Source organism: Myxococcus sp. MISCRS1 (assembly GCF_026626605.1).
Classification (GTDB): Bacteria; Myxococcota; Myxococcia; order Myxococcales; family Myxococcaceae; genus Myxococcus; species Myxococcus fulvus.
In genome coordinates, this window is the sequence record NZ_JAPNKB010000001.1 from 7,196,003 (window position 1) to 7,217,713 (window position 21,711).

Genomic DNA, 21,711 nt, shown 5'->3' on the forward strand with positions numbered 1-21,711 from the left:
GTGGCGCATGGGAACGAAGGAACAGGACGCCCGGGAGCGCATCCTCCGGGCGACCATCATCTGCATCGAGCGCGACGGGCTGGATGCCACCGGCATCCGCGAGATTGCCCGCGAGGCGCAGGTGAACAGCGCCGCCATCAGCTACTACTTCCGCAGCAAGGAGAAGCTCATCACCCAGGCCCTGGACTCCACCCTGGACCAGGCCTTCACCCACGTCCTCCTCGACTTCGACAGGCTCCTCGACGAGGGCCTCTCCGTCCGCGAGGCCTTCGAGACCCTCCTCGAGGACGTCGTCGGCAACGTCGGCCGCTACCCCCGCATCGCCCACGCCCACCTGCACGACGCGCTCGTGCACCAACGCTACGACGGCGCCGCCGTCCAACGCCTCAACACCTTCCTCGAAGCGCTGTCCCGAAAGCTCGCCCCCGCCACACCCCACCTGAAGGAAGCACGCCGCCGACTCGCGCTCACCCAGGTCTGGTCCTCCATCCTCCTCGTGTCCATGCTCCCCCGCGTCTTCGACCAGGTCCTCCTGCTCGACTTCCGCACCCTCGACACCCGCCGCGCCTGGGTGAAGCAATACACGCGGCTGCTCTTCCCCTCCTGAGCCCCCGCCTCCGGCGCGAAGCGTCAACTCCAGTGCAACGGCTGCTTTCCCGCCGTCTTGAACACGTGAGACTTGAAGTCCTTGTGAGTGTTCACTCCTTGGCCGTCTAGCTCCGCGTCGCCAGAGGGCTTTCCGCAAGTCCGACAGTTCCTGAAAATAGCGATTTTCACGCCCCGCAGATGCGGGCTCGACTGGACGCGTGCTCCCAGAGGGGAGTGTCTGTCTTTCGCGTTTCGCGGGAGGACCGCATGCGTCAATCGTCGAAGTGGGTCGCCTGTCTCGTGCTGTGTTGCAGCGCGCTGGCGTGGGCACTCCAGCCCTCACAACCGAGCCCGTTGGCGAGCCAGGCGTTCTTCAAGCCGGAGCTGTACCTGCCCGTCTCCAACGTGTCCCTGGATGAAGCCCGCTCGAAGCTGAAGGGCGCGGCGCCCGGCGCGTGGGACGACTTCTTCGCCCGCAACGGGCGCGACTTCCACGTGTACCTGGACCCGCTGACGGGCATGCCCTCCGCCGTCCAGGGCGCCATCCCCCTCATCCCCGGCAAGGGCGTGGGCAACACCGTGACGCTCGGCTCGCTCCAGCAGCAGCTGGGCCGCTCCACCGGCGAGGTCGACGAGGCCGTCGTCGCCGATGCACTCTTCAAGTTCCTGAGCGACAACGAGGCCGCGCTCGGCGTGGACCTGCGCCAGCTGGGCCAGCCCCGCGTGAAGCAAGTCACCGACGTGCTGTGGCACGTGCTCATCCCGCAGGAGGTCGACGGCATCCCCGTGCGCCACGGCAAGCTGGTCGCCACGCTCAGCCACGGCAACATGGTGCTCCTGGGGACGGAGGCGTGGAGCAACGTCACCGCGGCCACGAAGCCCACGCTGAGCCCCGAGCAGGCCCTGACGCTCGGCGGTGAGCGCTTTGGCCTCCTGGAGACGCCGAGCACGCTGTGGCAGGAGCCCACGCTGGAGCTCGCCCCCCTGGCCCGCGCCGACGCGGCCTTCGGCGAGGGCTACCGTCACCAGCTCGTCTGGACGTATGGCTTCCAGAACCCCGGTGAGGTGGAGCGCTGGAAGGTGACGGTGGACGCGCACTCCGGCGAGGTGCTCGCGCTCGAGGACGACAACCACTACCTGGACGCCACCATCAAGGGCGGCATCTATCCGTTGAGCAGCACCGGCATCTGCCCCGACAACACCACCTGCGGCACCATGCAGCTGGACACGCCCATGCCCTGGGCGAACACGGGCCTGGCCTCGCCCAACAACTTCACCGACGGCGCCGGCGTCTTCAACTACTCCTCCGGCAACGTCACCACCACGCTGGCCGGCCGCTACGTGCGCGTGAGCGACACGTGCGGCTCGCCCAGCACCAGCTCGGCCACCGGCAACCTCAACCTGGGCGGCGCCAACAACCAGCACGACTGCACCACGGGCGGCGGTGGCGCGGGCAACACGCCGGCCTCCCGTTCCGCCTTCTACGAGCTCAACCGCATCGCCGAGCTGGGCCGCGGCTGGCTGCCCAACAACACGTGGCTGCAGAACCAGCTCACCGCCAACGTGAACATCAACAGCACGTGCAACGCCTTCTGGAACGGCTCCACCGTCAACTTCTACCGCAGCGGCGGTGGTTGCCGGAACACGGGCGAAATCGCGGCCGTGTTCGACCACGAGTGGGGCCACGGCATGGATGACTTCGACTCCGGCGGCGCGCTGAGCAACTCCAGCGAGGCGTACGCGGACATCGCGTCCATCTACCGGTTGCAGGCCTCGTGCGTGGGCTATGGCTTCTTCGCCACGACGAACCTGGGCTGCGGCATGACGCCGGACGGCACGGGCTACAACCAGAACGAGGCGCAGGCGGGCGGGACGTGGTGCAACACCCGCTGCTCCGGCGTGCGCGACGCGGACTACCTGGCGCACGCGAACCAGACGCCGGCCACGCCGCAGAACTTCGTGTGCTCGCGCTGCTCCTCCGGCACCGGCCCCTGCGGCCGTCAGGTGCACTGCGCCGCGGCGCCCGTGCGTCAGGCCGCGTGGGACCTGGTCGCTCGTGACTTGCAGGCCGCGCCGTTCAACTACGACTCCAACACGGCGTTCATCATCGGCAACAAGGTCTTCTACCAGGGCAGCGGCAACGTGGGCTCGTGGCACGCCTGCAACTGCTCGGCGGGCACGTCCGATGGCTGCGGCGCGAGCCACGGCTACATGCAGTGGCTGGCCGCGGACGACGACAACGGCAACCTCAACGACGGCACGCCGCACATGACGGCCATCCACGCGGCGTTCAACCGCCACGGCATCGCCTGCTCCACGCCCGCGCCCGCCAACTCCGGCTGCGCCACGGGCCCGAAGACGGCGCCCACCGCCACCGCCACGCCGAGCGACGGCCAGGTGGCGCTCGGCTGGAACAGCGTGCCCGGCGCCAGCGAGTACTGGGTGATGAAGACGGAGGGCTACGCGGGCTGTGACTTCGGCAAGGTGCGCGTCGCCACCGTCACCGGCACCACGTACACGGATGGTGAGGTCGCCAATGGCCGGCAGTACTGCTACTCCGTCGTGCCGGCCAGCTCCAGCGCCTGCTACGGCCCCGCCGCCGCGTGCACCTGCGCGACGGCCGGCGGTCCGTGCACGCCCCCGGGTGTCGCCACCCTCTCCACCCCGGCGGATGGGGCGGCCAATGTGGCGCTGTCGCCCGTGCTCGACTGGGCGGACGTGGCGGGCGCGACGTCGTACGAGGTGCAGGTGGCCACCGACGCGGCCTTCGGCACCGTGGTGCGCTCGGCGACGGCGCTCTCCAACAGCACCTGGAGCGTGACGCCCGCGCTGACGGCCAATACGCAGTACTTCTGGCGCGTGCGAGCGGTGAGCGGCTGCGGCGCCGGCAACTACAGCGCGGCCTTCCGCTTCACCACCGCGGACACCACCTGTCAGCCCGCGGCGGCCCCGGTGCTCGCCACGCCGTCCAATGGCGCGACGGGCGTCGCGCTGTCCCCCGTGCTCGACTGGGGGGATGTGACGGGCGCGACGTCGTACGAGGTGCAGGTGGCCACCGACGCGGGCTTCTCCAGCGTGGTCCGCTCGGCCTCGACGCTCCCCACCAGCACCTGGAGCGTGACGTCCGCGCTGACGGCGGGCACGCAGTATTTCTGGCGGGCGCGCGCGGTGGATGCGTGCGGCGCCGGCAACTACAGCGCGGGCTTCAGCTTCACCACCCAGACGGGCGGAGGCGGCACGTGCACCACGCCGCCCGTGGCCACGTATGACGCCACGCTCGGCACGCCCGTCTGCGGCAACGGCTGCGGTTGCGACACCGGCACGCTGGTCAACAGCCGTGGCAGCCAGTTCCTGGCGGCGGAGCCGAACGAGCCCAACACGCTGGATGGCTGCCCGGATGGTCCGTTCGGCTTCTACCACCTGGACGAGAGCATCGACCGTGTCGTGCTGCGCAGCGTGGACGGCGGGCCGATTACCCCGGGCAAGCAGGTCAAGGTGGACGTGACGGTGTGGTGCTACGACGCCACGGACAAGCTCAACCTCTACTACGCCCCCGTGTCCGGCTTCCCGCTCTGGTCCACGCTCGTCACCGGCCTGCAGTGCACGGGCAGCGGGGCGAAGACCTTCAGCCACACCTTCACCGCGGGCAGCAGCGTGGGTCAGCACGTCCTGAGGGCCCAGTTCGTGGAAGCGTCCAGCCCGCAGCTGAGCTGCACCTTCGGCTTCTACGATGACAACGACGACGTCGTGTTCGGAGTCTCCGCCGCCGTCGCGTCCAGCCCCACCCGGCCCCAGGCCGTGCAGGGCCGCGCGAAGGTGACTCGCTGAGCTTGCTCCGGCGCCGCCAGCCCGCTCGTGTCAGGGGCTGGCGGTGCGCCAGGCGCGCCTCTTGGTGGAGTATCGCGAGACTCAGTCCACGCGGCGGCCGGTGAAGCTCACCACGTAGTTGCACGTGGGCGTGTCGAAGTTGGCATCCATGAGCTGGGTCCTGAGGTCGATGAATCCCTCGACGCGGTCTGCCTCGAGCGAATCGCTTTCGATGACGAAGCGCTGCACCACCGTCCCACTGCCGGTGTCGTCCTCGATGAAGGTCTCGAGGCCCACGAACTGGAACGGGCCTCGTTCGACCGAGGTTCCGTTGACGATGAAGGGCGTCTCATCCAGGGGGACCTTGTGGAGCTGGGTCCGGAAGTAGCCAGGGACCTCGATGCGCGTGTCGCCATGCTCTCCCGCGGTGATGGTCCATCGCTGCTTCGTAGAGACCTCCCAGGCAGCCGAGAAGCCCTTCCGGCCGTTGTCGCAGACGTAGGGCACGGCGCTCAGCTCGGCCTCGTTCAGCTCGATGTCGTAAACGCTCTTCTCGAAGCCGCACCCCGTCGACAGCATCACCACGGTGCCGATGGCTCCCAATCTCGCGAACGTCGCCTTCCGCATCCGATGCCTCCTCCGTTGGGGCCGTGAATCACCACCGCGTGCCCTGATGCAATGAGACCTCCTCCGAGGAGACAGGTTCAAGGAGGTGTCTGGATGCCACTCATCCGGCAACCATCTGCCTCCCACGGGGCGTCTCGCGTCTTCAGCACGCTCCGTGCGGCGCTGGGGCGACGGTGAAGTCGAAGCCCTCGGTGGGAAGGGTGTCCGGGAGCCGTTCCACCGGATGGAATCGCAGCCGGGCGCACGCACTGAGCCTCGTGTCAGTGAGGCACGGGCAGGGCTTCATGCTCCCGACACAACAACTGGCTGTCCTCGCGAGACAGCGGCTCGCGCGTCAGTCCGCAGCGGAAGCGCCCCGAGCCTTCGCGCTGGAAGTGCTTGCAGGTGGCGCAGGCGCCGAAGCTGCGCTGGGCGTTCGCCGCCTGCAGCGCGCTCAAGAGTCCGGTGAGCGCCTCCTCGAGTCCCTCGCCATCGCCGGGCAGCCGCGCCAGGGCCCGTTTGAAGAGCTCCGGTGGCAGGGCCGCCCTCAGCACGGCGCGGCCCTCGTCCGTCAGCAGCAGGTGGACGACGCGCCGGTCCTCCGTGTCCGCCTCCTTTCGGAGCAGCCCCTTCTCCTCCAGCAGCAGCAGCGTCTGGGACACGGTGCCCTTGGTGAGCCCCAGGTACTCCGTCAGCGCCGCGGGGGTGTTGCTGTAGCGATTGCACGCCTGCAGGTAGCGCAGCGCCTGCAGGTGCACCGGCTGCAACCCATGGGGCAGCCCCGCCGCCCGCTCCTCCGTTCGGAGCAGGTTCCCGAGTCGCTCGAGCAGCGCGTAGAGGCGGTCGCCGGCCATGGGTCAAAAGGTATCGTGTCGATACTGAGTTGACAAGCGAAGGGGACGGGCGCATTTAGTGTCGAGTCGATACCAATCGACCCGCTGAACCACCCGCAGTCCCTGGGAGCACCCCATGACGACGCCCCTGATTGCCCCTGTTGGCCCCTCGAACACGCCCGCGGCCTCCGAGCCCACGCTCGCCGCCCTGAAGACGAAGTTCGGGGGTGTGCCGAAGATGTTCTCCACCTTTGCGCACTCGCCCGCGGCGCTGGAGGCCGTGGCGGGCTACTTCAACGCCATGGGCGGCGCGAAGCTGTCCGCGCGCACGCAGGAGGCCATCGCCATCGCGGTGGCGGAGCTGAACCGCTGCACCTACTGCCTCTCCGCGCACACGGCGCTGGCGAAGGGGCAGGGGGTGAAGGCGGATGAGCTCACGGGGTTCCGCTCGGGGCGCTCGGCGGACCCGCGCGAGCAGGCCATCCTGGACCTGGCCGTGGCCATCGCCCGGACGCGGGCGGCGGACGTGGGCCCGCAGCTGGCGCAGGCGCGCAAGGTGGGGCTGAGCGACGCGGAGCTGGTGGAGGTGGTGGCCGCCGTCGCGCAGAACGTGCTCACCAACTACCTCAACGTCGTGGCGGGCACCGAGGTGGACTTCCCTCGCGTCGCTTGAGTCCTCGCGGAGGTCCGTGGCGTGTTCGCACCGTGTGAGGCCGAGCGGGAGGTCCCCGCCCGGCCCCGCGCGATAGTCGTCATCGCGCGTGCGGCGGCGCCGCGCACGGTGGACGTCGGCCCTCGGGATACCCATCCACGAGGTCATCGCACTCGCAGCCGCGACGGCCGTCCGGGCCCAGGCTCCACACCTCCACGGCGTCTGCCTCGACCGAGTAGCCATAGGGCCGCTCCCAGGGGTCGAGCGGCACGGCCCCGATGATGAGCCCGCTCGTCACCAGGGCCTGGAGTCCTTCTTCTCGCGTCGGGTATCGCCCTGTCTTCATCCGGTAGCCGACCAGCATGCGCCGGAGGTTCTTCAGGTCGTACTGGGCCCGGTCCAGCTGCGCCGCCTTGTAATTGGGGAGGATGACCGCGAACACATTGAAGCCACAGCAGGACAGCAGGCTGAGCGCCACCACCCAGGGCCACACCTTTCGTGGGCGCGGGCGGGAGTCCGGGAGGGGCGGTGGGGCGTCGGTGTCATTCATGGGCGCGGTGGCATTTCAAACCCCATGCCCGCATGGCCTCCTCGTGCGCCAAGGTCTGCTCCTGACTCCAGGCGCGTCATCCCGTCAGGGTGGTGCCCCGGGAGCGCGCCGTATTGGCAGGCAGGTGCTCGCCGATGGAGGCACCACGCGGCCCCGAGTCCCTCGCGGCGTCTGTGATTGGGTGAGACGGCCCGGAGCATTCTCCTCCGGGCCGCCCGTTGCCGCGAGGAGGACTACGGGCTCAAGGAGATGCTCCCCGCCCAGGAGCCGTAGGAGGACGAGGTGACGCCGTAGCGGCTGGTGCTCGTGTAGCTGCTCTGGCCCGGCTGGATGGTGACCGTGACATCTCCACCGGAGGCGGGAATCGCGCCCGCGTGTACGGCGGCCGCGCAGACATCCGAGTCATCGGTGTACAGGTCCGTGCCCCAGATCGACGCGCCCAGGCTCACCGTCGGGCAGCCGCAGCGGATGGCCCTCCCGGTCTGCCCGCGATAGGACGTCAAGTTGTAGGTCGAGCAGAGCGGCGTCGTCTGGGGCTGTGGAATCTGCGCCCCGATGAAGCGGTAGCTCCCGCCCCAGTAGCCGTAGGAGGACGAGGTGACGCCGTTGCGGGTGGTTCCGATGAACGTGCTCTGGGCCGGCTGCACCTCGACGGTCACCTTCCCCCCGCTGGGGGGCATCACCCCCGCGTGCACCGCGGCGCGACAGATGTCCGAGTCATCGGTGTAGTTGTTCGTCCCCCAGACCGAGCCCGAGCCCCCCGAGGAGCAGGCGCAGCGAAGCTGCTTCCCCGTCTGTCCGCGATACTCCGCGACGTTGACGCTCCCGCAGGGCTTTCCATAGAGCGCGAACAGCGCGTCGGCGTCCGAGCTGGTGAACTCGCCGCTGCTGTTGACGTGAGGGCAGGTGTTCATGACGGAGCCGTCCCACGTGGCGGCCTCGGGCGTCCCCGAGATGGGGATGGCGCCCACGCCCATGTCGCCCTCGTTGTGGCCGTAGTACTGCAGGCAGCTGATGTAGATGTTGTAGTAGTCCGAGTGGCGCAGGCCGAGCGCGTGGCCAATCTCGTGGGTGATGGTGTGCTCGGTGACGTCGAGGGAGAACTCGCCCAGCTGGGTCGTCATCGTGATGTTCGCGTAGGGCAGCCCGAGATCAGGGAAGCCCGCCCTGCTCACGTTCTCGGAGGTGGGCGCGATGGTGATGTTCGCGGTGCAGCCGTCGGTCGGACCGCGCGCGAGGGTGAAGCGCAGCCCCAGCGCGTTGTAGTTCTCGATGGCCAGGTCGAGCCCCTGGCGCAGGAAGATGTAGTCGTCGTACCCAGGCGCGGGGTTGATGCAGATCTTCGTCACGTGGGCGCCGACGAGGTTGGTCGTGCGGAACTGCTCCTGGCTCCCCTCGGTCGCCTGAAGCATCTCGCGGGACGCCTGGAGCGTCACGTGCGCGTCGCCGCCCACGAACACCGCCTCGTCGATGACCTGGATGTCCCGGGCCGGGTAGCCCGCCTCGATGAGGTTGGCGATGATCTCCTCCTGCTCCATCTGAGGCTCGACACCGCCACAACCGGCCAGCCATGCGACACCGGTCGCGGCGAGGACTGCTGCCTGCTTGAACATGGATGCTCGTCTATCTGACAACGGGGAATGCGCCGCCCGGCGTGGGCTTCGCGCCAGGTCTCATAGCGTGCCCCCACCCCAAGTCCTCAGTGACATGTCTGGATGATAAATCCCTCTCGAACCCCGAGATTCGAGACAGCTGAGCGCTGTCAGAGCTTGCTGCTGAAATGGTCTCGCACGCTGGCGAAGACCTGGTCCGCGCGCGGCGCCGGTGGCGCTGGCCGCATGGGACGTCAGGACGACCTTCCCACAGGCCGCGAGGGTGGGAGGGACGTCCGGCGCGTGCTCGAAGACACCCTGGCTGGCGTCGGCGATGCGCCCTCCTGGAGCGCGCGGATGAGCGCCGCCTCGTCGACGATGGACCCTCGCGCGATGTGGCTCAAGAACCCCCGGGGTCCCCATGCGTCCAGCGCCTGTGCTGCCATCAGGCCACGAGTGCCCGCGCCCTCCTGGCAATACCAGCGCCGTCCCGCGCGGGGCGCTCCGGGAGCCACCTTGGCGAAGGGGCCGGCGGGACGCATGAAAGGGCGCCCCGGGCCGGGCACCTCGGCGCCCCCGGTGTTGGAATGGCCCCTCCCCGCGGGGCTGGCGACAACCCCTTAGTCAACGCTCCGTGACGGAGTGCGCCATGTCAGTCATTGTCATGGGATACAGCATCTGTGTTCATTTGAAGGCAGGGCGGTATGCGGGAGTGTCTGGGTCGTTCCCGGGTCCAGGTAGAATTTCAGCTTGCAGGCAATTGAAGGCCTGCCGACCAGGAGCGCACATGCAACGACTTCCCGCCCCAGCGTTCATCTTCAACCTCACCACGTCGTATCTGGCCCCGCGGTGTCTGTATGCGGTTGCACAGCTCGGCGTGGCGGACGTGCTGGGGACGACGCCGATGAGCACGGAGGAGCTGGCCAAGGCGACGGGGGCGCACGCGGACTCGCTGCACCGGATGCTGCGCCTGCTGTCGGCGCAGGGGGTGTTCGAGCGGCGCGCGCAGGGCTGGGCGCACACGGACTACTCCGAGCACCTCAAGGCCAACCACCCGCACTCGCTCAAGGCGCTGGTCATGATGTTCAACGACGACATCAACTGGCGCAGCGCCCAGTCGCTGACGGTGTCCGCGCGCACGGGGCAGACGGCGTGCGACACGGTGACGCCCGGCGGCCTGTGGCCGTATCTCCAGTCCCACCCGGAGGACGCGCGCATCTTCGACGCGGCGATGACGGGCAAGTCGCACATGGCCATCGCGGCCATGCTCCAGGCGATGGAGTTCCACCGCTACGAGCACATCGCGGACATCGCGGGTGGCCGCGGCCACGTGCTGTCGGCGGTGCTCGACGCGACGCCCCGCTCGCGCGGCACGCTGTTCGACCTGCCCCACGTCGTGGAGCACGCGCAGGCGCATGCCCGCATGCAGAAGCAGGGCGGTGACTTCTTCGTCGGGCCGCTGCCGCGCGCGGACGCGTACATCGTCAGCAACATCCTCCACGACTGGGCGGACCCGCAGGCCATCTCCATCCTGCGCAACATCCGCCAGGCGGCGCCGGCCCACGCGGAGCTGCTCGTGCTGGAGATGATGCTGCCGGAGGGGCCGGAGCTGCACCCCGCGCTGGTGATGGACATCGTCATGCTGTCGCTGGCGGGCGGACGCGAGCGCACCCAGGTCCAGTACGACGTGCTCTTCGCCGAGGGCGGCTTCAAGCTGGACCGCGTCGTCCCCACCCAGGGCCCGTACTCCATCATCGTGGGCAAGGTGGCGTGAGCCGTCCGCCCGACGCGGGAGGAGGTAAACCCTCCATTTCGTTGAAGATGTCACTGTGTGACAAGAACTGACCCGCGGGTCCGCGTGCAGGTCGCGCGGACTCCGCGTGGAGTCGGGCTAGGCTGGTGGCCTCCTTTCCCCTCAGGAGCCACCTCATGATTCGGAGTCTCTGGGCGCTGTGTCTCGTCGTCTGCCTCACGTCGGCCTGCTCCTCGGAGGACCCGCCCGATGAGGGCCCCGACTCGCTGGGGGACGCGGGGACGGCGGATGGTGGGCTGACGCCGGACGGTGGCAACCCTCCCGCGGACGGCGGTGCGGGCAACCCGGATGGTGGCGGCGTCACCGAGGCCGCGTGCGAGCCGTTCGGCCGCTTCGGCCCGCCGGGCAACACCCTCACGCTGCCGGGGCCCAACGCCACCAACGGGGAGATGTACATCCCCAACGTGCAGACGCGTTACCCCGACGTGGACTGGAGCACGCTGGACCGGCTCTACATCCCCGCGGGCAACTACACGCTCATCAACCTGGGCAACCTGCCGCAGCGCCCGGCGAGCCGGCCGCTGGTCATCACCAACAAGGGCGGCCAGGTGGTCATCCGTCCCAAGGCGGGCAGCACGCAGGGCTACATCTGGTCCATGGGCGGCGGCTCGAACTGGGTGCTCACCGGCCGGTATGACCCGGACTCGGGCACCGGCCACGCGGACTTCCCGGGCCACCGCTGCGGCCAGTACGCCACGTCGCGCAACCGCTACGGCATCCTGAGCGATGGCATCTTCCTGAGTGAAGGCCACATGGGCGTGGGCATCGGGGACGCGCACAGCTTCGAGCTGGAGTACCTGGAAATCACCCGCTCGGGCTTCGCCGGCGTGCGCATCAACCGCGCGGCGAGCGGGGGCGTGGCGCCGCCGCTCAACGACATCAAGCTGCACGACCTCTACATCCACGACACCGCGAGCGAGGCCATCTACTTCGGCTCCACGCAGGGCGCGCCCACGCCGCTCGCCACGAACCTCAAGGTCTACAACAACCGGCTGGTGCGCACCGGCAGCGAGGCGCTCCAGGTCCAGAGCCTGGGCGACGGGGCGGAGGTGCACCACAACGTCTTCGCCTTCGGGGCCATCGACTGGCGCGCCGTCTTCCAGCAGTACCAGGACAACAACTCCCAGGCCACGGTGCGCTCGGGCCGCATCCGCTTCCACCACAACGTCTTCGTGGGAGGCGCGGGCGCGCTGCTCAACTTCTTCGCCCAGCCCGAGTCGGGCGACGGGCCGCTCGACGTGGACTTCACCGACAACTACTTCGCGGACACGCTGTCTTTGGGCATCTGGTTCGGTGGCACCGTGGGGACGGGCTCGAGGTTCCTCTGGGAGCGCAACGCCTTCCGCGGGCTGGAGTTCGGCTACCAGAGCGTCTATCCGACCTCCTCGGACCCGGGCGTGGTGCTCAGCAAGGCGAACACCGTCACCTCGCCCATCACCTTCAAGGACAACCGCTGGGAGGGCGGTCGCCGGCTCATCGCGGGGCTCACGGGCGGCACCGGCACCGTGGGCACCGTGACGGCCACCGGCAACGTGAACGGCGCCGTCCCCGCGCTCACCTTCGTGAACACCGGCCTGCCGGCGGGGACCGCGACGCGCGCGCTGGAGATGTGGACGGACCGCGCCATCCGTGCCCCCAACTCACCGGAGGTGACGTACGCCGCGGGCGCGCTGGTGATGCACGACGGCCAGCTCTACCGGGCGCGCGCGCAGAACACCAACAAGGTGCCGCCCCAGAACGCCGCCCTCTGGGAGCTGCTGCCGCCCCCCGCCGATGACCTGCGCACCGCCCCCGGCACCGAGTGGCACACGAAGGGCGTGGGGCTCCTCGACGTCGCGCCGTGAGCAGGCCGTGAGCCTTCCAGACGGTGTCTCCGGGCGCGGCCTTCGAGACGGCCTTCGCGGCCACCCCGTTGCCCTCACGGACACGGTGGAGGGTCAGGGCGAGGCCCTCGAGTACGCGCCGAACGGCTCGGGCTGCTTCACCATGAGCGAGTCGGGGACGCCGTTCCGGCTCGAGCGCGTCGCCCGTCAGTCGCGGGAGGGGTGCTCCCGGGCGCCGCCACGGGCTCCCGGGAGCACTCCGGTGGGTCAGGTGCTGGAGCCGTCACAGCCCCAGGCGGCGCCGTCGCAGCGAATCCAGTTGCTCCCGTAGTCGCACTCCCAGGTGCCGTTGCACCGGAGCACCGAGCCGTTCTCGCAGATGAGCTCCAGGAAGCACGGGCCGGGATAGGCCGAGGGGTCCTTCTGCTCGTGCTCCTGCTCCGAGGCGCCCGCGACGGCCGCCGGAGGAACCACCGCCGCCGCGAGTCCGACCACTGCGCCCAACGTCACCGCGAGCCACGTCTTCATGGGGACCGCCTTTTCGTGAAGGGAAGCCCAAAGACTAACATCATCCGGTGACATGGGTTTCAGGGTGGCGGCTGTTCCAGCCTTGTCGACAGGCGATGGCTGGGGACACGGATGTTTTCATTCGGGTAAGAATCATGGGGTCCCCGGGACTCCCTCCCTGGACACTTCGAGGACGACGTCATGGACCAGCTCACCGCGATGCGGGTGTTCGCCCGGGTGGTCGAGGCCGGCACCTTCACCCGGGCCGCGGACACCTTGAAGATGCCCAAGCCCTCCGTGACGAAGCTGGTGCAGGGGTTGGAGGCGCACCTTCAAGTGAAGCTGCTCCAGCGCACCACGCGGCGGGTGACGGTGACGCCGGAGGGCGCGGCCTACTACGCGCGGACGTCCCGGCTGCTGGCGGACCTGGAGGACATCGAGGCGGACGTGTCGAGCGCGCGGACCCGGCCCCGGGGACGTCTGCGGGTGGATGCGGGCTCGTCGGTGTCCAACTTCCTGCTCATCCCCGCGCTGCCGTCGTTCCGGGAGAAGTTCCCGGACATCCAGCTGGAGCTGGGGGTGGGGGACCGCTCGGTGGACCTGGTGGGGGATGGCGTGGACTGCGTGATTCGCGGCGGCGTGTTGCCGGACCCGGCCCTGGTCGGTCGGCGCATCGGTGAGCTGGAGTTCGTGTCCTGCGCCACGCCGGGCTACCTGAAGCGAAGGGGCACTCCGGCGCAGCCCACCGACTTGCAGGATGGCCACGACATCGTGAGCTACTTCTCCACGCGGACGGGGCGGGTGATTCCGTTGTCGTTCCTCCAGGGCGAGGAGCGGCTGGAGGTGCTGGGGCGCGCCAGCGTGGCGGTGAACGAGAGCACGGCGCATCTGACGGCGGTGCTTGCGGGGCTGGGCGTGACGCAGCTGCCGGAGTTCGTCGTGCGCCCGCATCTGGCGAGCGGCGCGCTGGTGCGGCTGTTGCCCGAGTGGCGATGCGAGCCGTTCCCGGTCTTCATCGTGTATCCGCAGAACCGGCACATGAACGCCAAGCTGCGCGCCTTCGTGGACTGGGCGGTGGAGCTGTTCGCGCCGTTCCGCGCGCGCGGTGAGGTCCGTCAGGCGGCCTCGGGACGGTGAGCGGGTGGCGTGAGGCGTAGCGGTCCGTCAGCGCGCGGCGTGGGCGAGGGCGGAGGCGTCCTCGAGGAGCTGCTCCAGCCCCTGGGGGTCCTCCGTCACGCGGTAGTAGCCGCGGAGCCGACCCGCGGCGTCCACGAGGACGAAGTGCTCGCCGTGGAAGAGGGAGAGGAAGTCGTCCTCGTCGGCTTCCTCGGCACGGCCCATCATGACGCGGAAGCCCTTCAGGACGGTGGTCTCCACCTGTTCCAGGGGGCCCGTGACGAGGCTCCAGTTGGCGGTGTCGAGGGCGTGGTCCCGGGCGTAGGCAGCGAGCCGTTCAGGTGTGTCGTAGCGCGGGTCCACGCTGAAGGACACGAAGTGCACCGGGACGTCCTGCTCGCGGGCGCGTCGCTGGAGCCGGGCCATGCGCTCGGTGAGCAGGGGGCAGACGGTGGGGCAGCGGGTGAAGAAGAAGTCCGCGACGACGACGCGGCGCTCCAGCTGGGCCTGGGTGAAGGCGCGGGCCTCCTGGTCCCGCAGCTCGAAGTGGGGCAGGGGACCGAAGTCGGGAAGGCTTCGGGCTTTCGCCTCGAGGGTCCGTGATTGGAGCCAGGGCCACGCGCCCACGACGAGCAGGCTGAGGCTCGCACCAATGGCGAGCACGGGGAGGAGGCGACGGCGGGGCCTGGTGTTCATGGGCGGGGTGCTCAGTGCTGGAGCCCGCAGGTGTCGAGGCATCGAGCGTCCTCTTCCACCTGACGAGCGGTTTCGGGGTGGGTGAGGGCGTTCGTGTAGATGCCGCGCACGGAGCCCAGGGGGTCGACCAGGAGCAGCAGTGACGTGGCGTCCTCGGCGGGATGTCCCCGCGTCACCGCGCGCATCGCCTGCTCCAGGGCGTCTCCCCGCCACAGCCTGCGCCAGCCGCGGGGCAGGGGACTGGGGAGGGGGACGGGTGGTTCGTCCCGTGTGACGAGGAGGACGTCCACGCCGAGCCCGGAGGCCTCCAGGCTCGTGTGCACCGCGAGCAGGCCAGCGGGCTGGAGTTCGGACTCGGAGAGGAAGTGGAGCAGGGTGACGCGGCCTCGGAGGTGTTTGTTCTCGAGCGGGCGGCCCGCGTCGTCGCTCAGTGAGAAGGCGGGCAGGGGGCCGTAGTCGGGGAGGACCGTGGGATGGGTCGTCGCTGGACGTCCTTCGTGCAGCGTCTTCCCGATGACGCCGACGAGCGCGGCGCACGTCAGCACGAAGAGGAGGATGCCCAGCCACTCCAGCAGCGTGAGGAACCAGAGCATCGCCGAGGACGGGCGACGGTGCGTCGGCGGATGAGCGGGCGCGGACATCGTGCTGACGACATTGACTCAAGCTCTGTCGTGGCGAACGCGGTGAATTGTCGCAGGGCGCGGGACGCATGCCTGGTTGCGGCAACATGTCGCAAGGGGACGGAGGATTTGTCTGGCTACAGTCACCGTGGGGCGTGATGAAGACACGCGTCCATGGAGCGTCGACGTGAGGACATGGGTCGTGTGGATGATGTTGTCGGGAGCGCCGGCGTTCGCGACGCCGCGCGCGCAGGCCGAGGCGAGCACCGCGGAGTCCGTGGTGGGGATGACGCAGAGTGCCTCGGGACGGTGGCACGTGAAGGTGCTGTCCACGGCGACGCCGCTGAAACGCGGGCCACAGCGCTTCACCGTTCGCGTCTCGGATGCGGCGAACGGGAAGCTCGCTCAGGGACTGGAGTTGCGCGTGCAGCCGTGGATGCCGTCCATGGGACATGGCATCGATGAGGCCCCGCGCGTCACGTCGCGCTCGGATGGCGTGTTCGAGGTGTCGGAGCTCGACCTGTTCATGCCGGGGACGTGGGAGCTGCGCTTCACGCTCGCGGGGCGGGAGCAGGACACCGCGAGCGTGACGCTCAAACTGGGCAGATGAGGTGCGCGTGAGGACCGTGCCCGGGTCGGGCGAGGACTGAGGCGTCCGCGAGGGAAGCGGCTCAGGTGCTCGCCTTCTTCTTCGCCGGGGTCTTCCTGGCGCCTGCCTTCTGTTTCGAGGTCGCCTTGGTGCCGGTCTTCTTCGACGCCACTTTGCGCGCGCTGGCCTTCTTCGCCGGGGCCTTCCTGACGCCTGTCTTCTGCTTCGAGGCCGCCTTGGCGCCAGTCTTCTTCGCCGCCGACTTCTTCGCGGGCGTCGTCTCCAGGCCGCTCAGCGCCTTCTTCCACTGTTGGATGTACTCGGCGCGCGACGCCGCGTCGGGGAGCCCTTCCATGTGCAACGCGACGGTGTGCCCTCGCGCGGCCGGGAGGACGCGGAGCTGCGCGGTCCTCGGTCGCGGCCAGTCCGCGCGCGTCAGGCGGATGCGCAGCAGGGCCGGCGCACGCACCCGGACCGCCAGGACCTCCGTCCCATCCTTCAGCGTCGTCCGCTCACCCTCCTTCAACGCCGCGCGCGGCGAGGAGAGCCACCGCCCCAGGCCCGAGCCCTCGGCCCAGTTCCTCCAAGCGTCCTCGGCGCTCATGTCCATCGTGTGGCGAGCCCCTGCCGCATACGTTCCATCCGCCGCGAGACCTGCGAGCATTCTCCATCTCCTTTGCCGCCCACGATGGACAGGCGCGCACGTCCGGGCAACCGGGAAGTGACGCTGCGGACCCCCGCGGCCTTGGTGTAGAGGAGCCTGGTGACCCCACCCCCGTCCATCGCCGTCGACTTCATCGAGGAGGAGACCCGCCGCTATGTGCGGAGCTACCGCTCGGCATCGCTGTGCGCCGGCGTCACCTGGCGCGGTGAGTGGCATGTCCAGACCTACCGGAAGCAGGGCAACGCTCCCGCCTACGAGGCGGTCTTCGGCCTGGGCGGCCTCACGCAGGTCTTCACCGGCGCGCTGCTCGCCCTGCTCGTGGACAAGGGCCAGGCGCGGCTGGACATGACGCTCGGCGAGGTGATTCCCCGCGCGCTGCTTCCCGACGCCGACGCGGGGCGCATCACCCTGGAGCAGCTGGCCACCCACACCGCCGGGATGCCCCACCTGCCGCCCAACCTGGACGCGCCCGAGTCGCGACCGGAGGACCCGTTCGGTCACTACTCCGCCCAGCGCTTCGGCGACTTCCTGCGCGGCTACCACCCGACCGCTCCACCCCCGCGCCCCTTCTCCGAGTCCCTGCTCGGCATGGGCGTGCTGGGACATGCGCTCTCACGCCGCGCGGGCGTCAACTACGGGCACGCGCTCCGCGACTGGCTCTTCAAGCCGCTGAAGATGAGCGACACCTCGACGCGCGTGACGGAGGAGCTGGCGCCCAGGCTCCTGCCGGGCCACACCGCGCGAGGCCGCCCCGTGCCCGGATGGACCTTCCCCGCGCTCCCCGGCGCCGGCGCGCTCCACTCCACGACGCTCGACCTGCTGAAGTTTCTCGACGCGTGCCTCGGCCGCGAGGACGCGGGCCTGGCGCGTGCGCTCTCGATGACCTGGGTTCCCCGCGCGGAAGCGGGCAAGGTGCGCATGGGGCTGGGCTGGTCGCTCTCCCAGGTGAGGGGCCACACCGTGGCGTGGTGCTCGTCGGTGATGGGGGGCTATGTGGGCTTCATCGGCCTGGCGCCCACGGCGGATACGGGCGTGGTGCTGCTGGCGGACCACGGGTGGTCGCTGTTCGCCGCACTCCGGGGGCGCGTGCCCCTGGAGGGGCCGGGGTTCGCGCTCCTCTCCCGCCTCATCGCACAGCCGCCGGAGTAGTTGGCGCGACACCCCTTCCGAAAAAGGTTGCGGCCTCATGACGAGGGCGTGGCAGGTTACGCCCACCGACACCATGGTTGAGTACGACCCGCATCGTTGGTGGAGTTACTTCCACTACCTCAAGGGCTCGATGGTCCGCGAAATCGTGGCCCGAGTCATGGTCTGCGTCCTGTGGTCCCTGGGCGTCGCCCTCTTCCACACCCACGTCCGCTCGGTGAGCATCCCCGCCACGGTGCACACCCTGGCCGGAATCTCGCTGAGCCTCCTGCTCGTCTTCCGCACCAACTCCTCCTACGACCGCTTCTGGGAGGGCCGGAAGCTCTGGGGCGGCATCGTCAACGAGACGCGCAACCTGGCGCGCGCCTCGGGCGTCTTCCTCCAGTCCCAGCCCGTCCTCTACACCGCGATTCTGAGGTGGACCGCGGCCTTCCCCTTCGCCTCCGCGTCGTCGCTGCGAGGCAAGGCGTCGCTGGGCCCGCTGGCGCAGGAGCTGCCCGCGGACGAGGTGGCCCAGGTGATGGGCGCCCAGCACGTGCCCTTCGCGGTGACTCGCAAGCTGAGCTCGCTGCTCGACGCCGGCCGCCGCGAGGGGCGCTATTCCGAGTACGTGCAGATGCAACTGGACCAGAACGTCCAGCTCCTCCTCGACTACCTCGGCGGCTGTGAGCGCATCCGCAAGACGCCCATCCCCTTCGCGTACGTCATGCACCTGCGCCGCGCGCTGCTCGTGTATTGCTACACGCTGCCCTTCGCCTTGCTGGACGCGCTGGGCGGGCTGACGGTGCTGGCCACGTTCATCGTCGCGTACGTGTTCTTCGGCATCGAGGAGATTGGCGTCGAGATCGAGGACCCCTTCGGCCACGACGACAACGACCTGCCGCTGGACCTCATCTGCTCCACCATCTACGCCAACCTGACGGCCATCATCCCCGCGCAGCCGCAGCCGACGCAGCCGCCCCCGACGACGTGAGCCCTCAGCGGCCCGTCACGGGCACCGCGTCCGAGGGCGCGTCGCGGACACACAGCCAGAGGCCATCCTCGGGCGTACAGCGTGTGCCCGGGATTCGCTGGAGCTGGGCCACGCGCGCGGGGATGGACAGGTAGACGGTGCGCGAGTCCAACCGGCCCGCCGCGATGTCCGCGTCCAGGCCCAGGCAGTACTCCTGGGCGCGAGCGTCGTCGAGCCGTGTCACGTAGCCGCTGTTGAAGGTGAGGCCCAGCAGGTACGCGCGGTAGGCCCAGCGGTGGTAGTCCATGGGGCCCGCGCGGCAGCCACGGCCGGAGCTGTCATGCATCTGCGGTGGGTAGAGGACCAGGTGCTCGCGTCCCTTCGACGCCGCGGTGAGCTCGGGAGAGGGGGGCGTGCCCCAGCGGCCCGCGCCCTGGTTCGCCTGTCGGCCCTCGCCCAGGTTGAGGTCCATCACCTGGAGGCCGAGCAGCAGGCCCGCGAGCAGGGTGGCGCGCGCGGGGCTCAGCCTCCTGGCGAGGACCAGCGCTCCGCCCAGGAGCACCAGGTAGTAGAGCGGCCAGATGAAGCGCCCCGAGGAGCGGAACGCCTCGACCCATGGCAGCACGGGCCGATAGAGCGCGGACAGGTCGGCGACGTCCTTGCCCAGGAAGGTCACCCGCGAGGACAGGGCGAAGAAGGCGAGCCCCACGGACAAGACGCTCACGGGGAGCCAGCGTCGCCACAGCGCGAGGTGCGGCGTGGGCTGGCGCGCGAGCAGGACGGCCGCGAGCAGGGCCCCGAGCAGCCCTCCGGCGCCGAGGTAGCCGAACCCCTCGTACTGTCCCCCGAGCCGAGGCAACAAGGGCAGCAGGCGCGACCAGTTGTAGTGGTGGCCGTGCGGGTTGAAGAGCGTGTTGAGGTCCGCGGAGAACTCACCGAAGCCGCCCGCGCCCACGGGAGTTCGGGTGCCCAGGTAGCCGAACACGAAGAAGAGCCCCAGCATGGCCGCGACACACGCCACGGCCGCGAGCAGCGGCACCTTCACGGGCAGCTGTCGCTCCAGCGCGGTGCGCACGCAGAGGGAGATGGCGAGCGGCAGCGTCATCACCGCGATGACGGGGTGGATGCCCGCGGTGAACACGCAGAGCGCCAGCGCGAGCCAGAGGGCCTGGCGTGCCGCGCGCGCGTCTGGCTGGGGGATGAGGTGCAACCCCACGAGCAGGACCAGGGGCCAGTGGGTGCAGAGCGCGACGTGCGACAGGGCCATCCGCGACAGCAGCGTGGGGGACAGCACCAGCAGCGCGCCGACACACGCCTGCTGTTGCTTGGTGGCGCCCAGACGCTGGGCGACCCAGGCCGCCGCCGCGCCCTGCAGCATGAGACACAGGCACAGCCACGGGCCGACGTACTGGAAGGTCGTGGGCAGCAGCGGGGAGAGGGGCCGCAGCAGCAGGCCCACCCAGGGCATCGAGTCCGTGTACCCGAGTGAGGTCCCCAGCGGATGGATGTAATTGGGGGTCGACCCCAGCGGGAAGCCCAGCGGGGCCTGCCGGAAGTAGAGCCACCCCATCAGGTGCTGGCTGAAGTCGTCGCGGATGAGCCAGCCGATTTTCCCAGGCTGGAGCGCTCCGGCGCCGAGGGTCGCCAGGAACGTGAGCAGCCCCGCGAGCGCTGCCAGGAGTGGTCCCTGCTGCTCGTCGCACCACCGGACGAAGGGGGGTCGGCGCGACGTCTCCGGGGACGGGGACGCAGGGGCGGCGGGGGACAGGGCGGTGCTGGAGTCACTCGCGTCCGACATGGGCGGTGCTTGAGCACGGGACTTCCCGCCCCGTCAAGGCGGGGCGGGCAGCGGAGCGCTCCACCTCGGGCGCTGTCGTCGTGACGAGGCTTGACGGCCCGTCGTCCGGCGCGGGTGACGGAGGCGTGAGCGCCCGGCCTCTACAGTCCCGCGAGCCGTCCCAGCACACGCGTGGTGTCCTTCTCGAGGAAGTCGACCAGCGCCGCCGCGCGCGTGTGCCGGATGAGGGGCGCGTTCTGTCCCGCCCACAGCGACAGCAGGTCCTCGCGTCCTTGCCGGGCCGCCGCCTGGCGCAGCGGCTGGGTGAGCCAGTTCTGGATGGGGTAGGGCGGCACCTCCCGCTCGTGCGGCGTCATCTCCCGCAGGAAGCGGTTCTTGATGCCGCGCGCGTAGCGTCCGGAGAACACGCGCGTGAGCACCGTGCCCCGAGCGGACTCCTGGCGCAGCGCCTGCCGGTAGACGTCGCTCGCGTTGGACTCCTCGCACGCGAGGAAGGCCGTGCCCACCTGCACGCCCTCGGCCCCCAGCGCCAGCGCCGTGGCCACCGTGCGCCCATCCGCGATGCCACCCGAGGCGATGAGCGGCGTCTTCACCCGGTCCGCCAGCTGGGGCACCAGCGCCGTCGTCGCCGGGGACTCCTCCGCCGGCCGGAGGAACGAGGCCCGGTGGCCTCCCGCCTCACTGCCCGAGGCGACGATGAGGTCCACCCCCGCGGCCTCCAGCGCCAGCCCCTCGTCCACGTTCGTCGCCGTGCCCGCCGTGAGGATGCCCGCCGCCCGGCACGCCTCCAGCACCCGCGCCGAGGGGATGCCGAAGATGAAGCTGAACACCGGCGGCTTGAGCGCGAGCACCGCCTCCACCTGCGCCTCGTAGTCCTGGGAGAACGCGCTCGGGCACGTGGGCTGCGCCAGCCCCAGCTCGTCGTACCAGGGCTTCAGCCGGTCGACGGCCGCCTGGAACTCCGCGGGCGTCGGGCGCAGCGCCTTCTCACCCTCCAGCGGCACCCACAGGTTGATGGCGAACGGGCGCGAGGTGAGCCCCCGCAGCTCGCGGACGGTGGCCTCGATGTTCTCGGCGCTCAGGTGATGGGCACCGAACGAGCCGAGCCCCCCCGCCTCGGACACGGCCGCCGCCAGCCGCGTCGAGGACATCCCTCCGCCAAACGGCCCCTGCACCAGGGGGAGCCGGGTCCCCAGCTTCCGTGCCACGCGCGTGTCGGTCCACATGGAAAAGCCCTCGTCGTCGTTCCAGGTGCCCTGTCGTAGCGAGGCGCCCCCGCCCTGTCCGGGTAGACGGCCCGCCATGCCCCCTTTCCAATAAAGGCGCGAAGAAGCCCGCCTTGTGGGAGCAGGCCGCCAC

At 69.9% G+C, this 21,711-nt stretch carries 20 protein-coding genes; 9 read left to right on the forward strand and 11 right to left on the reverse strand.

Translation table 11 applies throughout. The annotated features are described in order from the left end of the window. The first annotated feature begins 7 nt into the window (after nt 1-7). Nucleotides 8-607 carry a TetR/AcrR family transcriptional regulator gene (locus OWM54_RS28655; protein ID WP_267699577.1) on the forward strand — a complete coding sequence of 200 codons (600 nt, stop codon included), beginning with the start codon at nt 8-10 and terminating at the stop codon, nt 605-607. 248 nt (nt 608-855) lie between these two features. After that, nucleotides 856-4,416 carry an endopeptidase gene (locus OWM54_RS28660; protein WP_267699578.1) on the forward strand — a complete coding sequence of 1,187 codons (3,561 nt, stop codon included), beginning with the start codon at nt 856-858 and terminating at the stop codon, nt 4,414-4,416. 81 nt (nt 4,417-4,497) lie between these two features. On the opposite strand, the gene OWM54_RS28665 is transcribed toward OWM54_RS28660, so the two are convergent. Further along, entirely contained in the window at nt 4,498-5,022 is a 525-nt protein-coding gene (locus OWM54_RS28665) for a hypothetical protein (protein ID WP_223751378.1), read from the reverse strand. Between the two features lie 260 nt (nt 5,023-5,282). Beyond that, a complete protein-coding gene (locus OWM54_RS28670) occupies nt 5,283-5,855 on the reverse strand; it encodes a MarR family winged helix-turn-helix transcriptional regulator (protein WP_223751379.1) in 573 nt (190 codons plus the stop codon). Between the two features lie 115 nt (nt 5,856-5,970). Between OWM54_RS28670 and OWM54_RS28675 the strand changes: the two genes are divergently transcribed. Next, a complete protein-coding gene (locus tag OWM54_RS28675) occupies nt 5,971-6,507 on the forward strand; it encodes a carboxymuconolactone decarboxylase family protein (protein ID WP_223751380.1) in 537 nt (178 codons plus the stop codon). Between the two features lie 79 nt (nt 6,508-6,586). Here OWM54_RS28675 and OWM54_RS28680 read toward each other — a convergent pair whose 3' ends face one another. The 3 genes from OWM54_RS28680 to OWM54_RS43440 all read right to left on the reverse strand — a co-directional run bounded on the left by OWM54_RS28680 (nt 6,587) and on the right by OWM54_RS43440 (nt 9,170). Next, entirely contained in the window at nt 6,587-6,967 is a 381-nt protein-coding gene (locus OWM54_RS28680; RefSeq protein WP_223751381.1) for a type II secretion system protein GspG, read from the reverse strand. A gap of 302 nt (nt 6,968-7,269) precedes the next feature. Next, nucleotides 7,270-8,649, reverse strand: coding sequence for a M57 family metalloprotease (locus OWM54_RS43270; RefSeq protein ID WP_305070844.1), 1,380 nt, complete (start codon nt 8,647-8,649; stop codon nt 7,270-7,272). Nucleotides 8,650-8,882: 233 nt separating this feature from the next. Further along, nucleotides 8,883-9,170 (reverse strand): NAD(P)-dependent oxidoreductase, encoded by a 288-nt coding sequence (locus OWM54_RS43440; protein ID WP_223751382.1) that lies wholly within the window; start codon nt 9,168-9,170, stop codon nt 8,883-8,885. Between the two features lie 245 nt (nt 9,171-9,415). Here OWM54_RS43440 and OWM54_RS28695 point away from each other — a divergent pair, with 245 nt between their 5' ends. Both OWM54_RS28695 and OWM54_RS28700 read left to right on the forward strand, forming a co-directional pair. Then, the gene (locus OWM54_RS28695) at nt 9,416-10,402 is read left to right on the forward strand and encodes a methyltransferase (RefSeq protein WP_267699579.1); all 987 of its coding nucleotides are present in this window, start codon (nt 9,416-9,418) and stop codon (nt 10,400-10,402) included. Between the two features lie 155 nt (nt 10,403-10,557). Beyond that, entirely contained in the window at nt 10,558-12,285 is a 1,728-nt protein-coding gene (locus tag OWM54_RS28700) for a right-handed parallel beta-helix repeat-containing protein (RefSeq protein WP_223751384.1), read from the forward strand. A gap of 246 nt (nt 12,286-12,531) precedes the next feature. Here the strand turns inward: OWM54_RS28700 and OWM54_RS28705 are convergent, their stop codons facing one another. Then, nucleotides 12,532-12,792 carry a hypothetical protein gene (locus OWM54_RS28705; protein ID WP_223751385.1) on the reverse strand — a complete coding sequence of 87 codons (261 nt, stop codon included), beginning with the start codon at nt 12,790-12,792 and terminating at the stop codon, nt 12,532-12,534. 180 nt (nt 12,793-12,972) lie between these two features. Between OWM54_RS28705 and OWM54_RS28710 the strand changes: the two genes are divergently transcribed. After that, nucleotides 12,973-13,908: a LysR family transcriptional regulator gene (locus tag OWM54_RS28710; protein ID WP_223751386.1), complete on the forward strand. Its 936-nt coding sequence runs from the start codon at nt 12,973-12,975 to the stop codon at nt 13,906-13,908. Between the two features lie 27 nt (nt 13,909-13,935). Here OWM54_RS28710 and OWM54_RS28715 read toward each other — a convergent pair whose 3' ends face one another. Further along, nucleotides 13,936-14,583: an SCO family protein gene (locus OWM54_RS28715; protein ID WP_223751387.1), complete on the reverse strand. Its 648-nt coding sequence runs from the start codon at nt 14,581-14,583 to the stop codon at nt 13,936-13,938. An 11-nt stretch (nt 14,584-14,594) separates the two neighbouring features. Then, nucleotides 14,595-15,224 carry a hypothetical protein gene (locus OWM54_RS28720; protein ID WP_223751388.1) on the reverse strand — a complete coding sequence of 210 codons (630 nt, stop codon included), beginning with the start codon at nt 15,222-15,224 and terminating at the stop codon, nt 14,595-14,597. Between the two features lie 166 nt (nt 15,225-15,390). On the opposite strand from OWM54_RS28720, the gene OWM54_RS28725 reads away from it, so the two are divergent. Beyond that, complete coding sequence (locus tag OWM54_RS28725; RefSeq protein ID WP_223751389.1) at nt 15,391-15,813, forward strand: FixH family protein; 423 nt, start codon at nt 15,391-15,393, stop codon at nt 15,811-15,813. Between the two features lie 61 nt (nt 15,814-15,874). Here the strand turns inward: OWM54_RS28725 and OWM54_RS28730 are convergent, their stop codons facing one another. Then, complete coding sequence (locus tag OWM54_RS28730) at nt 15,875-16,456, reverse strand: hypothetical protein (protein WP_223781534.1); 582 nt, start codon at nt 16,454-16,456, stop codon at nt 15,875-15,877. 99 nt (nt 16,457-16,555) lie between these two features. Between OWM54_RS28730 and OWM54_RS28735 the strand changes: the two genes are divergently transcribed. Together OWM54_RS28735 and OWM54_RS28740 are read left to right on the forward strand one after the other, a co-directional pair. Further along, nucleotides 16,556-17,605 (forward strand): serine hydrolase domain-containing protein, encoded by a 1,050-nt coding sequence (locus tag OWM54_RS28735; protein WP_267699580.1) that lies wholly within the window; start codon nt 16,556-16,558, stop codon nt 17,603-17,605. Between the two features lie 73 nt (nt 17,606-17,678). Continuing rightward, nucleotides 17,679-18,575 (forward strand): bestrophin family protein, encoded by an 897-nt coding sequence (locus tag OWM54_RS28740; protein WP_223751392.1) that lies wholly within the window; start codon nt 17,679-17,681, stop codon nt 18,573-18,575. Between the two features lie 4 nt (nt 18,576-18,579). On the opposite strand, the gene OWM54_RS28745 is transcribed toward OWM54_RS28740, so the two are convergent. Then, complete coding sequence (locus OWM54_RS28745; RefSeq protein ID WP_267699581.1) at nt 18,580-20,352, reverse strand: DUF6311 domain-containing protein; 1,773 nt, start codon at nt 20,350-20,352, stop codon at nt 18,580-18,582. A gap of 140 nt (nt 20,353-20,492) precedes the next feature. Next, complete coding sequence (locus tag OWM54_RS28750) at nt 20,493-21,578, reverse strand: NAD(P)H-dependent flavin oxidoreductase (protein ID WP_267699582.1); 1,086 nt, start codon at nt 21,576-21,578, stop codon at nt 20,493-20,495. Nucleotides 21,579-21,711 lie beyond the last annotated feature (133 nt).